Annotated in this window: 15 protein-coding genes; 13 read left to right on the top strand and 2 right to left on the bottom strand. The window is 51.4% G+C overall.

What is annotated here, in order from left to right:
* Positions 1–22: 22 nt before the first annotated feature.
* From FBY13_RS17555 to FBY13_RS17575, 5 genes are read left to right on the top strand one after another with little or no spacing between them, the layout of a single operon-like run.
* Entirely contained in the window at positions 23–562 is a 540-nt protein-coding gene (locus FBY13_RS17555) for a fimbrial protein (protein ID WP_096012362.1), read from the top strand.
* A gap of 59 nt (positions 563–621) precedes the next feature.
* Positions 622–1,380: a fimbria/pilus periplasmic chaperone gene (locus FBY13_RS17560; RefSeq protein ID WP_145394756.1), complete on the top strand. Its 759-nt coding sequence runs from the start codon at positions 622–624 to the stop codon at positions 1,378–1,380.
* Positions 1,352–3,910 (top strand): fimbrial outer membrane usher protein, encoded by a 2,559-nt coding sequence (locus tag FBY13_RS17565; protein ID WP_145394757.1) that lies wholly within the window; start codon positions 1,352–1,354, stop codon positions 3,908–3,910. Before FBY13_RS17560 ends, FBY13_RS17565 begins: the two co-directional genes overlap by 29 nt.
* Positions 3,911–3,913: 3 nt before the next feature.
* Positions 3,914–5,245: a fimbrial usher protein StbD gene (stbD, locus tag FBY13_RS17570; protein ID WP_063879125.1), complete on the top strand. Its 1,332-nt coding sequence runs from the start codon at positions 3,914–3,916 to the stop codon at positions 5,243–5,245.
* Positions 5,211–5,936, top strand: a complete 726-nt coding sequence (locus tag FBY13_RS17575) for a fimbrial assembly chaperone (protein WP_109716098.1) — start codon at positions 5,211–5,213, stop codon at positions 5,934–5,936. Before stbD ends, FBY13_RS17575 begins: the two co-directional genes overlap by 35 nt.
* A gap of 61 nt (positions 5,937–5,997) precedes the next feature.
* On the opposite strand, the gene FBY13_RS17580 is transcribed toward FBY13_RS17575, so the two are convergent.
* Positions 5,998–7,083: a glycosyltransferase family 9 protein gene (locus FBY13_RS17580; RefSeq protein WP_145394759.1), complete on the bottom strand. Its 1,086-nt coding sequence runs from the start codon at positions 7,081–7,083 to the stop codon at positions 5,998–6,000.
* 127 nt (positions 7,084–7,210) lie between these two features.
* Here FBY13_RS17580 and FBY13_RS17585 point away from each other — a divergent pair, with 127 nt between their 5' ends.
* Together FBY13_RS17585 and FBY13_RS17590 are read left to right on the top strand one after the other, a co-directional pair.
* The gene (locus FBY13_RS17585; RefSeq protein WP_145394761.1) at positions 7,211–7,579 is read left to right on the top strand and encodes an RNase A-like domain-containing protein; all 369 of its coding nucleotides are present in this window, start codon (positions 7,211–7,213) and stop codon (positions 7,577–7,579) included.
* A 138-nt stretch (positions 7,580–7,717) separates the two neighbouring features.
* The gene (locus FBY13_RS17590) at positions 7,718–8,035 is read left to right on the top strand and encodes a contact-dependent growth inhibition system immunity protein (protein ID WP_145394763.1); all 318 of its coding nucleotides are present in this window, start codon (positions 7,718–7,720) and stop codon (positions 8,033–8,035) included.
* A 216-nt stretch (positions 8,036–8,251) separates the two neighbouring features.
* Here the strand turns inward: FBY13_RS17590 and icd are convergent, their stop codons facing one another.
* On the bottom strand, positions 8,252–9,502 hold the full coding sequence (icd, locus tag FBY13_RS17595) for an NADP-dependent isocitrate dehydrogenase (protein ID WP_145394765.1): 1,251 nt from the start codon (positions 9,500–9,502) through the stop codon (positions 8,252–8,254).
* Positions 9,503–9,612: 110 nt separating this feature from the next.
* Here icd and rluE point away from each other — a divergent pair, with 110 nt between their 5' ends.
* The 6 genes from rluE to phoP all read left to right on the top strand — a co-directional run bounded on the left by rluE (position 9,613) and on the right by phoP (position 14,812).
* Positions 9,613–10,272: a 23S rRNA pseudouridine(2457) synthase RluE gene (rluE, locus tag FBY13_RS17600; protein ID WP_145394767.1), complete on the top strand. Its 660-nt coding sequence runs from the start codon at positions 9,613–9,615 to the stop codon at positions 10,270–10,272.
* 48 nt (positions 10,273–10,320) lie between these two features.
* On the top strand, positions 10,321–10,794 hold the full coding sequence (locus FBY13_RS17605; RefSeq protein WP_063879107.1) for an NUDIX domain-containing protein: 474 nt from the start codon (positions 10,321–10,323) through the stop codon (positions 10,792–10,794).
* 39 nt (positions 10,795–10,833) lie between these two features.
* Entirely contained in the window at positions 10,834–11,946 is a 1,113-nt protein-coding gene (gene mnmA, locus FBY13_RS17610; RefSeq protein WP_145394769.1) for a tRNA 2-thiouridine(34) synthase MnmA, read from the top strand.
* A 34-nt stretch (positions 11,947–11,980) separates the two neighbouring features.
* Positions 11,981–12,622 carry a high frequency lysogenization protein HflD gene (gene hflD / locus FBY13_RS17615; protein WP_096012348.1) on the top strand — a complete coding sequence of 214 codons (642 nt, stop codon included), beginning with the start codon at positions 11,981–11,983 and terminating at the stop codon, positions 12,620–12,622.
* A gap of 43 nt (positions 12,623–12,665) precedes the next feature.
* Positions 12,666–14,036, top strand: coding sequence for an adenylosuccinate lyase (purB, locus tag FBY13_RS17620; RefSeq protein ID WP_096012347.1), 1,371 nt, complete (start codon positions 12,666–12,668; stop codon positions 14,034–14,036).
* Positions 14,037–14,143: 107 nt separating this feature from the next.
* Positions 14,144–14,812, top strand: coding sequence for a two-component system response regulator PhoP (gene phoP, locus FBY13_RS17625; RefSeq protein ID WP_063879103.1), 669 nt, complete (start codon positions 14,144–14,146; stop codon positions 14,810–14,812).

Genomic DNA, 14,812 nt, shown 5'->3' on the forward strand with positions numbered 1-14,812 from the left:
AAATGTAAAAGGAAAATACCTCATGTTAAAAACCAAAGCTATGGCCTTATCCCTGTTAATCAGTGCGACGCTGGTATCAGGACAAGCATTCGCGAATTCTGATAACACCATTAACTTTCAGGGTGAAGTGAGCGATGAAACTTGCTCAGTCAACGTGAATGGTAATAACAGTGCACCGCTGGTGTTGATGCCGACAGTGGGCGTGAACGAACTGGATGCAAGCGGAAAAGTCGCGGGCAAAACGGACTTCTCCGTCGCTATCAGTGGCTGTACCGGCTCGACTAATTCAACGCGTGTATCCACCGTATTTATTGGTAACAACGTGAGCGACACCGGTAATCTGAAAAACAGTGGTAATGCTGAAAACGTCGAAATTCAGTTACTGGACCCCACCGGTGCAGAGATTAATTTAACCAGTACCTATATCGGTGATGGTGATTTAACCCTGAGCTCCGGCGAAACCGAAAAATCGGCTACCTATGCCGCGCAGTATCTGGCGACCGACGTAGCAACGGCGGGTACCGTTAGTGCTTCACTTCAATATGCGGTGACTTACCAGTAATACTGATCCGGTGCACGTCAGTTGTCTGGCGTGCACCATAAACTATTGAGAACTGATTTATGTTTATTCGCAGACTGTTATTGGCGTTGACGCTCTCGCTAGCAGTAACCCCCGCATTAACATTGCCCTTTTACGCAAACGCCAGCGTGACGATTATGGGCAGCCGTATTATTTACCCTGGGCAGGCGCGTTCTGTGGATGTGCAATTTAAAAATAACGATGCCATTCCCTATGTTATTCAGAGCTGGTTTGATAACGGTGACGAAAACTCACAGCCAGAAAATCGCGTAAATACGCCTTTTATCATTACACCGCCGGTATTCCGCATTCAGCCGAAGGCAGGTCAGGTCGCGAAGGTTATGGTGAATAACACCGTTGCACAGCCTCAGGATCGTGAATCTGTTTACTGGTTTAATACCCTGCAAATTCCGCCATCAAATATAAATCAGGATAAGACACAGAATGTCATGTTGGTGGTATTGCGTAATCGCATGAAGGTTTTTTATCGCCCTGAGCGTATTGGCGCACCAAAAAACATCCTGAAAGGCATAACAGTCACTCCCCTGTATCAGGCGAATAAAGGCAATGGGATTGAAATTGACAACCCACAACCCTGGCATGCTTCCCTGGTGGATGTTGTTTTAAAAGTGGGGAATCACACCTTTAAAAGTGAGGCCGATATGGTCTCGCCCTTTGCAAAGCAAACCTATTGGTTTAACAACAGCAAACGTTTGCAGGGTGCAGGCGTAGTTTCAGTCTCGGCAGTTAACGATCAGGGAGCTAAAATCAGTGAAAACTTTACGGTTGACGTTAATTAGCCCGAAACTTATTGCTTTTACCGTCTCGGCCTGTTTTTCGTGTTATGCCTGCAGTGAAGATTATTATTTCGACGCCTCACTGTTTAAAGGGGCGACATTTGGGAAAAACATTGAACAATTCAACCAAAATGCAATTCCTGAAGGAAGTTATCTTGTTGATATTTACCTCAACGATAAAATAATTAAATCCGGCGTCAAAATTAACTTCAAAAAATTCAGTGACGAGGGAAAGGTGGAACCTTGCCTGCCGGAAGAGATCGTCAGATTAATGCAGTTAAAAAACCAGCGGGTTGAACAAACGACAGCCCACTGTCAGCCATTATCAGACTGGACGGAAGCAGGCAGCTGGCGTTTCGACCAGGCTTCACTTCGTTTGCAGTATATGTTCCCCCTTGCCAGCCTGAATCGGGTTCCCCGTGGCTATATCCCCGTTTCTGAATGGGATGAAGGCATTACGGCGTTATTTCTGCGTCACAACACTAACTTCACCTGGTCGGAAAACCGATCGTCTGATTATCGTTATCAATATTTGTGGAGCGGCATTACCGCAGGCACGAATCTGGACAAGTGGCAGTTTCGTCATCAGGGCAATATGCGCTATCTGCGCAACAGTCATAGCGGAAGCCGTTATCAGTATAATCAGGTGAGAAGCTGGGTGCAGCGTCCTGTGGAGAGTATAAACAGTCAGCTCTCATTAGGTGACAATTATACCAACAACTCGCTGTTCGGCAGTCTTGCCTTTAACGGCATTAAACTCGCCTCAGAAGAACGGATGTGGCCGCAGGGTAAACGGGGCTATGCGCCGGAAGTCCATGGTGTTGCCACCTCTGATGCCCGCGTTGTCGTTCGGCAGCTCAACAACGTGATTTACGAAACCAGCGTTCCCCCCGGCCCCTTTGTTATTGATGACTTATATAACACCAGCGGTCAGGGCGATCTTGACGTTGAGATTATTGAAGCCAACGGCAAGCGGTCCACTTTTACAGTGCCCTACTCGTCCGTGCCGGACTCTGTTCGTCCAGGAAACTGGAAATACGCGCTGGCGCTGGGGCGAGTGCGGCAATATTACAGCGTGGAAAACACGTTTTTTGAGGGAGTTTTACAGCGCGGCATCAGTAACCGTTTTACGGCAACGATCGGCTCGCGGCTGGCGAAGGACTACCAGGCCTGGCTGGCGGGCGGCGTATGGGGTTCACCGATGGGCGCCGTGGGGATGAACACCATTTTTTCACAGGCACGCGTTGAGCAAAATAAAAACACCTCGGGCTGGCGCGCGGAGTTGAGTTACAGCAAAACGTTTGAAACTGGCACTAATCTGGTGTTGGCGGCCTACCGTTATTCCACCAGCGGCTTCCGCGATCTGCAGGACGTGTTGGGCGTCAGAAGGCAGAATGATACCGGCATCAGCTACTACTCCGATTCGATGAATCAGCGCAATCGGTTATCCGCCACCCTGAGCCAGTCATTTGATAACCTCGGCATGATCAGCCTGAGTGGCAGCACGGCTGACTACTATAACAACAAGTCACGCATCACCCAGTTACAGCTCGGTTATAACAATAGCTGGAAAAAGATTAGCTACGGTTTCAATGTTGCGCGTCAGCGCACCACATGGAATACGACGCGCGCCGAGCTAAATGTCTTCGATCAGCCGGATGACAGCCGCCAGCAACGTTACACAGAAAATACCTTTTCATTTACGGTTTCGATGCCTCTCACCTGGCACAACACCGCTTCTGTTTCCTATCACTACAACCAGTCGAAGCAGACACAAAGCTCATCACTCTCCCTGTCGGGCTCAGCAGGTGACAACCGCGATATCGCCTATTCCCTTTATGGCGGTAGCGAGCACTACCGCAACGGCAACAGTGGACATGCACTGAACGTCGGTGGAAATGTTCAGCAGAATACCCGACTTGGGGCGTTCCGTGCCAATTACGGCCAGGGCGAAAGCTATCGCCAGGCTGGACTGGGTGCTTCCGGCAGCCTGGTTCTTCACCGGGGAGGCATCACACTTGGCCCTTACAGCAGTGATACTTTCGCCCTGGTGCAGGCCGATGGCGCACAGGGCGCACGCGTGCGTAATGGTCAGGGCGCCGTTATCGATCGCTTCGGCTATGCCATTCTCCCCTCCCTGAGCGCGTACCGCGAAAACAACATTAGCCTGGACACGCTGGATATGAACGCCGATGCCGAACTAAGCGGAGGGAGTCATCGGGTTGTGCCTTACGCTGGCGCGGTGGTGCAGGTGAACTTCGCCACGATCAAAGGCAAAGCAGTCTTGATCTCGCTCACCAGTAATGAGGGGGAAACGCCACCTATGGGCGCGGAAGTCCGTGATGCGGATAACACCGTCATCGGCGTTGTTGGCCAGGGCGGCCAGCTGTACGCACGCGTACCTCATGACTCCGGCACGCTCAAAGTCATCTGGGATAACGACGGTCAACAAACCTGCCTGGTGAATTATCAAATTACCGGAAAGCACAACGATCAGATGATCCATCTTCCCGGCTTGTGTAATAAGGAGTAACGCGTGTTGCTGAGAATAACGCTTTTGTTGATCGCCACCGGACTGATTCCGCTTCCGTTACTGGCAAACTGTACGGTCGTATCCAGTCAGAGTCAGCTTTCTACGGCGGCTAAAAATGCTGGCTATACCGCGAAGTTATGGACCGGTGCCTGTGATGAATGCACGGGGAAACTGCCGTTACCTGCAATAATTAATATCAATACAGGTAGCCTGTTTCAGCCGGCAGGCACATTACTGGCCAGTGCGGTGGGTGATCCCGTCAACACGCCCATGCGGGATGCTTTTACGCCGAATCAGATTCTGTTCCGCTGCGATGCGGGCGATGTAGATAAACTCTATGAAATGTATTCCACCAATGGCGATTGGGATACAGCGGGCAAATATGCCACGAATGAAGTTGAAGGCGCTTATTATGATAAGGCCAAAAACGTGGCGGTCAGAATGACCAACCTCTCTACGGGGGAATATTACAGTCGCTACTGGAAAGCACGACAGCTTAATGCCAGCGACTGGTATTCTGACGGGGATAAAATCTATATTCCTGCCAGCGCGTTCAGCCGTGTGCTGTACGAAATGTTTAAAATTGATGGAACTGAGCGTTTCATGAATAGTGAGGCGTATTATCCTGATAAGAACAACCAACCTCGTGGCTATATCGCGTTTAAAGGTCCCGGACTACAAAGCGATGATCTGAAACCCGGTGACGACCATAGCACTAAGTATAGTGGATGGCATTTTAACTGGCCTGTTGGCTGGAGCTCCTTCAATACGGTCACCTACGTTCGCGGCGCTGCCTGCGAGGTGCAGGATTATCCTGCTGTAGTATCCCTGCCGGTGATCAGTGTAGGCGCTCTGGCTGATGGTGGCAGTAGTCAGGCGCCTTTTTCTGTCAATTTGCGCTGTGAGGCCGGGGCGATCTCCAGTATCAACAACTCCACCAAAACATCAGCCAACGTCGCGATGGGGTTTCTGGTAAACCAGCCCCGGGCCGTTACGATGGCCAACACACTCGGCCTGACCACCAGCAGCGGCGGATTAACCTGGCTGCTCGACACAAACTATGGTGATGACAATGACAGCGCCGCCTCGGGCGTGGGGATAAAAATTTATAACAGCGCTGGTGCCGCACTCAACCTGTTACCGGATATGACCAGCACCGGCACAGGCAATGCACGCGGGTGGTATGCCTACAAAGACCTGACCACGCTTGCGTCATCAGACAACGGCGAGATCTACAGCGGCGATTTTACTGCCTCTCTTGAGGCTATTCCGGGACAAGTTATCACTTCAGGAACCGTTAATGCACAGTTACAAGTGGTGGTCAGCTTTCAGTAGCAGCCTGTTTTTCCTCACGGCGATGCTGTCAGCCCAGGCAACGGCCGTTGTGAACATTGATAAAACACGTATTGTTTTCAACGCTAATGAAATGGCGCAGTCCATTAACCTGGTCAATAGCGAGAGCAGCCCTGCCGTTTTGCAAATCTGGACGGACGATGGCGACATTCATGCTTCGCCGGATAAGAGTAAAACACCGGTCATGGCCATACCGCCGGTATTGAAAATGCTGCCTGGCGAATTACGCTCACTTAAGCTGATGCTGACCTCGCGGGCGAAACTAAAAGCGGGTAAAGAGACGTTGTACTGGTTGAATATTTACCAGATACCCGCGCTCAAAAAATCGGATAACCCGGGCGAGCAAAAAGTGATTCTGCCGCTGCGTCTGCGCCTGAAAGTGTTTATACGGCCGACAGGGCTTGGTGCGCCTCAACCGGAAGATGCACAAAAGCTACGCTTTACCCGACAAAGCCAGCAAATCATGATTTCTAATCCAACGCCCTGGTATATGAGCCTGAACGTCAAAGTAGAAAAAGAGGTGCTGAGAGATATTATGGTAGAACCACAGTCTTATGTTGCGGTACCAGTCACCACACCGCTTAATCCTGGGGCAAACGTGGAATATGAAGTGATTGATGACAGCGGTAATGCGGTGAGCTATACCGCAGTAACCGGCAGCCCGACGGGGTGAGCAGACTGAGAGTGAAAGATTACAGGCGGCAGTACCGCCTGTGTTAAGACGTTAATCCCTGTCAACGCTGAGCAAGATTACGCTCAACGGCCTCATATACCTCATTGCAGCTTATCGCACGTAATCCTGCCTGCTCTTCTGCGGGGCGCAAAACCTGATGGAGATGCGGATCTTGCAAAGGAGCCGCACCATCGATGGTGCTCTGGTTACTGAACAAGGCCACCGTCGGTGTTTGCACCGCCACGGCCAGATGCAAAGGACCCGTGTCTCCCACCACTAACGTCGCAAAACCGGAGATTTTTTCAGCCAGCTGGATCAGGTTGGTGGTACCCGCGACGTTGATGACGCGATCGCTGGATATCCCCATACCATCAATGATCCGTTGATTCAGCGCCTTTTCTCCCGGTGCCCCGATGAGTTCAATAATGAGATCGTCATGCAGGGCTATTAATTTCTCAATAAGCTGCGAATAGAAGGCTTCTGGCCAGCACCGTTCGGAACTGGACGCGCCAGCATGAATGCCAATAACCGGGACGGTATTCTGTTGACGTTTGAAGGGCGCAGGAATAAACATGGCGTCCGATGGCACATCAATACCAACCGCGGTGAGCATGTCTTTTTTCTGACGAATGAGATGAATGTTGCCGTTCTTTCTGTTGTCATAAAATGCAGATAAACAGCCGGCCAGAATAAAGTTTTCTTTGCCCTGGTAATCCGCATAGTAAACGTCTTTGAAAATGTATTTTGAACGTGCCAGTGAGGCGGTGACAATGTCGTAAGGCGTGCGGGAGTGCAGGATAAACGTGGCATCCACCTGATCTTTCCTTAAGGCCCGGGCCAGCGACAACATGCCGGGAAATTTTCCATCCCAGTACAGGACCTTATCGATCATTTCACTTTCTGCCACCAGGGCATGATTTCGCGGCTGAATAACCAGTATGATTCTGGCATCAGGCCAGCGTTTTTTAATCGCACCAATTGCTGGCGTGTTAAACAAAAAGTCGCCAAGCGCCGTATTCGAAATAATAGCGATATTTTTCAGGTTATCCTGTTCAGAAAAACGGTCAATTTTTTTGACGCGATAACCTGTCACCTGCCACAACGAAAGGAATAATCTGGCGGCTAGTTGTTTTGCAATTTTACTCATAGTAGTCCTGACTGACGCCTCATTATCCTTACTGTTTGTCACTGGAAAACCCATTTATCACGCCGTTAAGGCGGCAACAACACGGGGGTTTTCGTGGTCACAGGCGAAAACTAAGGGCGCAGTATATATGATAAATCGCCAGGGGCGAAGCTACCCCGTCGGTGCCAGAAACCGGCCTGCTATCATTGACCGGCATATCGATGTGGGTGTCCCTGCCGCATTTGGTTTCGCTATTGGTGCGGCCCGCGTGGTTTATGTCCGTGCCGGAACGTTTAAATTGACAGCGCACGAGGCAATCAACGGCGTCAAAGCCGGTGAACACACAATCGCAAAACACGTTGCCATTCCAGACAATGAATTATTAGCCCGTCCTGCACGTAGCCCGCAAATGCTGTCAGTATCATCTTATTACTCAGTTGAGCTTGCTGAAAAAGCGATAAACTCGGCTTTGAAAGCGAACAGACTTAAAATCATCTACTGGGCGAACTGGGCGTAAAATCCCGACCCACTTGAGCTCGTTTTCAAAAGTAAAACGGCAATGGTCAGGGTTTCAGAAAAGGCAGCACGATCACAGAAACATGCTTAAGTGTGAGGGTTGTTTTGCTTAACAAATTTTATAACGGGAAGCCATATAATGTTCTCACGTCTTATCCGAGGATGGGGTGAAGATAAGATGACGTACCCCGTCATGCGCGAGATTTTAACCGTCTGTTTCAGTTGTTATCACGACGACTTTGGCAACTCTGTCGATGAAATAGTCTCCTACTATTTTGACACCAACGTCCTTTCAAGGGCAGATGCCCGCCATGAAATCGGTTCTTTATTACGTATTTCTGACGATGAAGAACTGAAAACAACGTTAGAGCAATTAGCCGGCGATCATTTTCGTCCGGAACCATGGGGCGAAACATGGCGCAGTTTGCTGGAAAAATTGCTCAGACACTTCGATTGACCTGTCTCCCGCCGCCCCGCGCCCCCTAACCTGACAGTAAGAGAACAGGTATTACTAACTGACCGTTGTCGTTAATCCTGCGGGATTTCAGTCAAAAAAGACTTAACGTTGAAGGGTGGTAGCGTAGTTTTGATAAATAATTTTGATAAACGCCAGAGCGCTCATAAAAAAACGGGAACCAACAGGCTCCCGCTCTTATTCAGTCCATAGACTAAATTACATATTCGCGATAATCGCGTCACCAAACTCTGAACATTTCAGCAGTTTAGCGCCATCCATCAGACGTTCGAAGTCATAGGTCACGGTCTTGGCAGCGATTGCGCCTTCCATGCCTTTAACAATCAGGTCTGCGGCTTCGAACCATTCCATATGACGCAGCATCATTTCAGCTGACAGGATTACGGAACCTGGGTTCACTTTATCCTGACCGGCATACTTAGGTGCTGTACCGTGGGTCGCTTCGAACAGCGCGCATTCGTCACCGATGTTTGCGCCAGGTGCAATACCGATACCGCCAACCTGCGCCGCCAGGGCGTCGGAAATGTAGTCACCGTTCAGGTTCATACAGGCAATAACGTCGTATTCAGCCGGACGCAGCAGGATTTGCTGCAGGAAGGCATCAGCGATCACGTCTTTAACAACGATCTCTTTACCGGTGTTTGGATTTTTGAACTTCATCCATGGGCCACCGTCGATCAGCTCGCCGCCGAACTCTTCTTTCACTAACTGGTAACCCCAGTCTTTGAATGAGCCTTCGGTGAACTTCATGATGTTGCCTTTATGAACCAGGGTCAGTGAATCACGATCGTTGGTGATGGTGTATTCCACTGCCGCACGCACCAGGCGCTTGGTCCCCTCTTCCGAACATGGCTTAACGCCAATGCCGCAGTTCTGTGGGAAGCGAATTTTCTTCACGCCCATTTCTTCGCGCAGGAATTTGATCACTTTGTCCGCTTCAGCCGTGCCCGCTTTCCACTCGATACCTGCATAGATATCTTCGGAGTTTTCGCGGAAGATCACCATATCGGTATCTTCAGGACGTTTAACCGGGCTTGGTGTGCCGGTGTAGTAACGAACCGGGCGCAGACAAACGTACAGATCAAGTTCCTGACGCAGCGCAACGTTCAGAGAACGGATGCCGCCGCCCACTGGCGTTGTCAGTGGACCTTTGATCGCTACGCGGTATTCTTTGATTAAATCGAGGGTTTCTTGCGGCAGCCAGACATCCTGACCGTAAAGTTCAACCGATTTCTCACCGGTAAAAATCTCCATCCAGGAGATTTTACGCTCGCCGTTGTAGGCTTTTTTCACAGCGGCATCAACCACTTTCAGCATCACTGGTGAAACATCAACACCGATACCATCCCCTTCGATGTAAGGGATAACCGGGTTATTTGGAACATCCAGTTTACCTTGATTCAGGGTGATTTTCTGACCTTCCGCCGGAACAACTACTTTGCTTTCCATTAACCTCTCCTTCGAGCGATTTTTTGTTAATGATTTGTAAGATGCGCGTCAATACTACTTGAATATTGACGCTACGCCAATCACCGCAATTTCGCGTTATAATGCGCTGAATGTTTCAGACTGCAAAGCGTATGCGAAAAACTAATCAGACTTCTCAACCAAATAAACGATTCAGCCGACAAACCCGTCCCGTACAGCGCAAGACTGTATCGCCCCCTGCCGTCCGGCGCGTGCTCCTGTTCAATAAACCCTTTGATGTGTTGCCGCAGTTCACCGACGAAGCCGGCCGCCGCACGTTAAAAGATTTTATTGATGTCAGCGAGGTTTATGCCGCGGGTCGCCTTGACCGCGACAGCGAAGGACTGATGGTGCTGACCAACGACGGCACCTTGCAGGCCGCGCTGACCCAGCCCGGCAAGCGCACCGGCAAGGTGTATTATGTGCAGGTCGAAGGCGTGCCGGAAGAGCAGGATCTGCAGCCACTGCGGGATGGGGTTACGCTGAAAGATGGCCTTACGCTGCCAGCTGGCATTGAAAAGGTAGCGGAGCCTGACTGGCTATGGGCACGCCAGCCGCCCATTCGTGAGCGCAAAGCGATACCGACGCAGTGGCTGAAAATCACCCTGTTTGAAGGGCGTAACCGTCAGGTCAGACGCATGACCGCCCATATTGGCTTCCCGACATTGCGCCTGGTGCGCTATGCGATGGGTGACTTTGTACTGGATAATCTGGCCCCTGGCGAATGGCGTGATATCAGCACCTTAGTCTAAGCACTGTTATCATTTCCATAACTTCAAGTTAACAATTCCGGAGGATTGATGTTTAAACCGCATGTCACCGTAGCCTGTCTGGTCCAGGCTCAGGGTAAACTGCTCGTTGTTGAAGAACGGGTGAACGGCGTGGCAACCTGGAATCAACCTGCAGGTCATCTGGAAGCGGACGAAACCCTTCTGGAAGCCGCGCAGCGTGAACTCTATGAAGAGACCGGTATTGAGGCCGCTGTGGAGTATTTTATTGGTATTAACCAGTGGATTGCCCCCGATAATACGCCTTTTGTGCGGTTTCTGTTTGGTCTGGATCTGGACACCACCCTGCCCACCGCGCCGCAGGACAGCGACATTGATTGCTGCTGGTGGCTGGCGCCAGAGCAGATACTGACGGCGTCTAACCTGCGTTCGCCGTTAGTGGCAGAGAGCGTGCGCAGATGGCAACAGGGCGTGCGCTACCCGTTAGACCTGATCAGCCCGTTCAACTGGCCGTTTCATGCAGGTGCGCACCCGACTTCAGCGTGATAGAATGCGCCGCCTGTTTTATTGTTTTGCGAGCTTGTGATGTCTGATAACTGCCAGAAAAAAGTGATCGTCGGGATGTCCGGCGGCGTCGATTCTTCCGTTTCCGCCTGGTTACTGCAACAGCAGGGCTATCAGGTAGAAGGCCTGTTCATGAAGAACTGGGAGGAAGACGATGGCGAGGAGTATTGTACCGCCGCTGACGATCTGGCGGATGCACAAGCCGTGTGCGACAAACTTGGTATTAAACTGCACAAGGTAAATTTTGCTGCAGAATACTGGGATAACGTCTTTGAGCACTTCCTTGAAGAGTACAAGGCGGGCCGCACGCCAAACCCCGATATCCTGTGTAATAAAGAAATTAAATTCAAAGCGTTTCTGGAGTTTGCCGCAGAAGATCTCGGCGCAGACTTTATTGCCACCGGACACTATGTCCGCCGTCAGGATATCGACGGGCGTAGCCATTTGCTGCGCGGCCTGGACGGTAACAAGGACCAGAGCTACTTCCTCTACACGCTCAGTCATGAACAAATTGCCCAAAGCCTGTTTCCGGTGGGCGAGCTGGAAAAACCCGAAGTGCGCCGCATTGCTGAACAGCTGGAATTAATCACGGCAAAGAAAAAAGACTCTACCGGCATTTGTTTCATCGGTGAACGCAAATTCCGCGAATTCCTGGCACGCTATCTGCCCGCTCAACCGGGTGAAATCGAAACCGTTGATGGCCAGATTGTCGGTGAGCACCAGGGGTTGATGTACCATACGTTGGGCCAGCGCAAAGGGCTGGGCATCGGCGGCATGAAAGAAAGCAAAGACGATCCCTGGTACGTGGTTGATAAAGATGTCGCGCGTAACCGCTTAATCGTGGCGCAGGGCGGCGATCATCCGCGTTTGATGTCGGTGGGCCTGATTGCTCAGCAACTGCACTGGGTGGATCGCCTTCCGGTTAGCGCCCCGCTGCGTTGTACGGTTAAAACCCGCTACCGCCAGACCGATATCCCCTGCGAGATTATTCCGCAGGGCGATGACAAAATTGAAGTCCAGTTCGACGAACCGGTTGCCGCGGTAACACCGGGGCAGTCTGCGGTGTTCTACCTTGGTGATGTCTGCCTGGGTGGCGGCATCATTGAAGAACGTTTGCCTTGGGTTGCCGCATAATACCGGCGCTAATAACGCGTAAACTGGAGTGACCGTGGCAAAAAACTATCAGGAAATTACCCTTGCGCTGGCGGGCATTTGCCAGGCTGCCCATCTGGTTCAGCAGCTCGCGAATCAGGGGCACTGCCAGCCTGAAGCGCTGACGGTTTCCCTGCGCAGTGTACTGGATCTTAATCCGGCATCCACGCTGGCGGTGTTCGGTAACAATGAAGCCAACCTGCGCCTTGGGCTTGAAACCCTGATGGCGGTGCTGAACAGCAGCAACCGTAAAGGTGCCAGCGCCGAGCTGACCCGTTACACGTTGAGCCTGATGGTGCTGGAGCGTAAGCTCAACGCCAACAAGCAGGCCATGACCACGCTGGCCCAGCGCATCAGCCAACTCGATCGCCAGCTGGCGCATTATGAACTGGAATCTGACACCATTCTGAGCGCGATGGCGGGCATTTATGTCGATGTCATCAGCCCACTCGGCCCACGTATTCAGGTCACCGGCTCGCCGGCCGTCCTGCAGAATTCCCTGTTACAAAGCAAAGTTCGCGCCACGCTGCTGGCCGGTATTCGTGCCGCCGTACTGTGGCAGCAGGTTGGCGGAGGCCGACTGCAACTGATGTTTTCGCGCCAACGCTTACTGCGCGAAGCCAAAGCCCTATTATCCCGCCTGCCACTGACTTACTGAGTCCGTGGGGCAAACACCGTTAAATAAATCAGGAGTTGCACTGATGGAATTATCCTCTCTGACCGCCGTCTCACCTGTCGATGGTCGTTACGGCGATAAAGTCAGCCCGCTACGCGCGATCTTCAGCGAATTTGGTTTGCTGAAATTCCGCGTTGAGGTTGAAGTTCGCTGGTTACAAAAACTGGCTGCGACCGCAGAGATCAAGGAAGTTCCTGCATTTGATGCGGACGCAAACGCTTTCCTTGACGGAATCGTTGCCAGTTTCAGCGAAACGGATGCGGCGCGCATTAAAACCATCGAGCGCACCACCAACCATGACGTAAAAGCCGTTGAATATTTCCTGAAAGAAAAAGTCGCTGACGTGCCTGCACTGCATGCGGTGTCTGAATTTATTCACTTCGCCTGTACCTCTGAAGACATTAATAACCTGTCTCACGCCTTAATGCTGGAAACGGCGCGCCGCGATGTCATCCTGCCTTACTGGCAGCAGTTGATCGCCGCAGTAAAAGGTCTGGCGCAGGAATACCGTGATATCCCTCTGCTGTCACGCACCCATGGTCAGCCCGCAACGCCCTCTACCATGGGTAAAGAGATGGCTAACGTGGCCTACCGCATGGAACGCCAACTGCGCCAGCTGTCGCAGATTGACGTGTTAGGGAAAATCAACGGTGCCGTCGGTAACTATAACGCCCACATCGCCGCTTACCCGGAAGCGGACTGGCATCAGCTGAGCGAAGAGTTTGTGACCTCGCTGGGCATTACCTGGAATCCTTATACCACCCAGATTGAGCCGCACGACTATATTGCCGAGCTGTTTGACTGTATCGCCCGCTTTAACACCATCCTGATCGACTTCGATCGCGATATCTGGGGTTATGTGGCGCTCAACCACTTCAAACAGAAAACCATTGCGGGAGAAATTGGTTCATCGACCATGCCGCATAAAGTTAACCCGATTGATTTTGAAAACTCAGAAGGCAATCTGGGCCTGGCAAACGCAGTGATGCAGCATCTGGCAAGCAAACTGCCGGTTTCACGCTGGCAGCGCGATCTCACCGACTCTACCGTCCTGCGTAACCTTGGCGTGGGCGTCGGTTATGCGCTGATAGCCTATCAGGCGACCCTGAAAGGCATTTCTAAGCTGGAAGTGAACCGCGATCGCCTGCTCGACGAACTGGATCACAACTGGGAAGTCCTGGCAGAGCCGATTCAAACCGTGATGCGCCGCTACGGTATTGAAAAACCGTATGAGAAGCTGAAAGAACTGACTCGTGGCAAACGCGTTGATGCGGCCGGTATGCAGGCCTTTATCGACAGCCTGGCGCTACCGGAAGAAGAAAAAATTCGCTTAAAACAGATGACCCCGGCAAATTATATTGGCCGCGCGATACAGATGGTTGACGATCTGAAATAATATCCTCTTTGCAGACCGGTTCCCGCCGGTCTGCGTTAACCTGCTGTTTAGTTCATTTCGCATATACTTATTAAAATTCGTTTCGATCTGATGCTAAAGGAAATCCTATGCGTGTTCTGGTTGTGGAAGATAATGCCCTGCTGCGCCACCATCTTTCGGTACAACTGCGAGAAATGGGTCATCAGGTTGATGCTGCTGAAGATGCCAAAGAAGCCGATTATTTCCTCCAGGAACATCTGCCCGATATTGCGCTGGTTGATCTGGGATTACCCGACGAAGACGGCATGTCTTTAATTCGCCGCTGGCGCAATGACGCGGTGCGTCAGCCTATTCTGGTGTTGACCGCGCGTGAAGGCTGGCAGGCGAAAGTGGAAGCGCTGGAAGCCGGTGCAGATGATTATGTGACGAAGCCTTTTCATATTGAGGAAGTCGCCGCTCGTTTGCAGGCATTAATGCGCCGCAACAGCGGTCATGCCTCGCAGATTATTGCTATGGCCCCTTTTCAGGTCGATTTATCCCGTCGCGAACTCACCATTAACGACCATCCCGTTAAGCTGACCGCGTTTGAATATACGATTGTCGAAACATTAATTCGCAATGCGGGCAAAGTCGTGAGTAAAGATTCCCTCATGCTGCAGCTTTATCCCGATGCAGAGTTACGTGAAAGCCACACGATTGATGTATTAATGGGACGCCTGCGTAAAAAAATTCTTGCGCTGCATTCTGATGAAGTTATCGCTACCGTTCGCGGCCAGGGCTACCGCTTTGATCTCTGA

It is taken from the genome of Pantoea sp. SJZ147 (genome assembly GCF_007828605.1).
GTDB lineage: Bacteria > Pseudomonadota > Gammaproteobacteria > Enterobacterales > Enterobacteriaceae > Pantoea > Pantoea allii.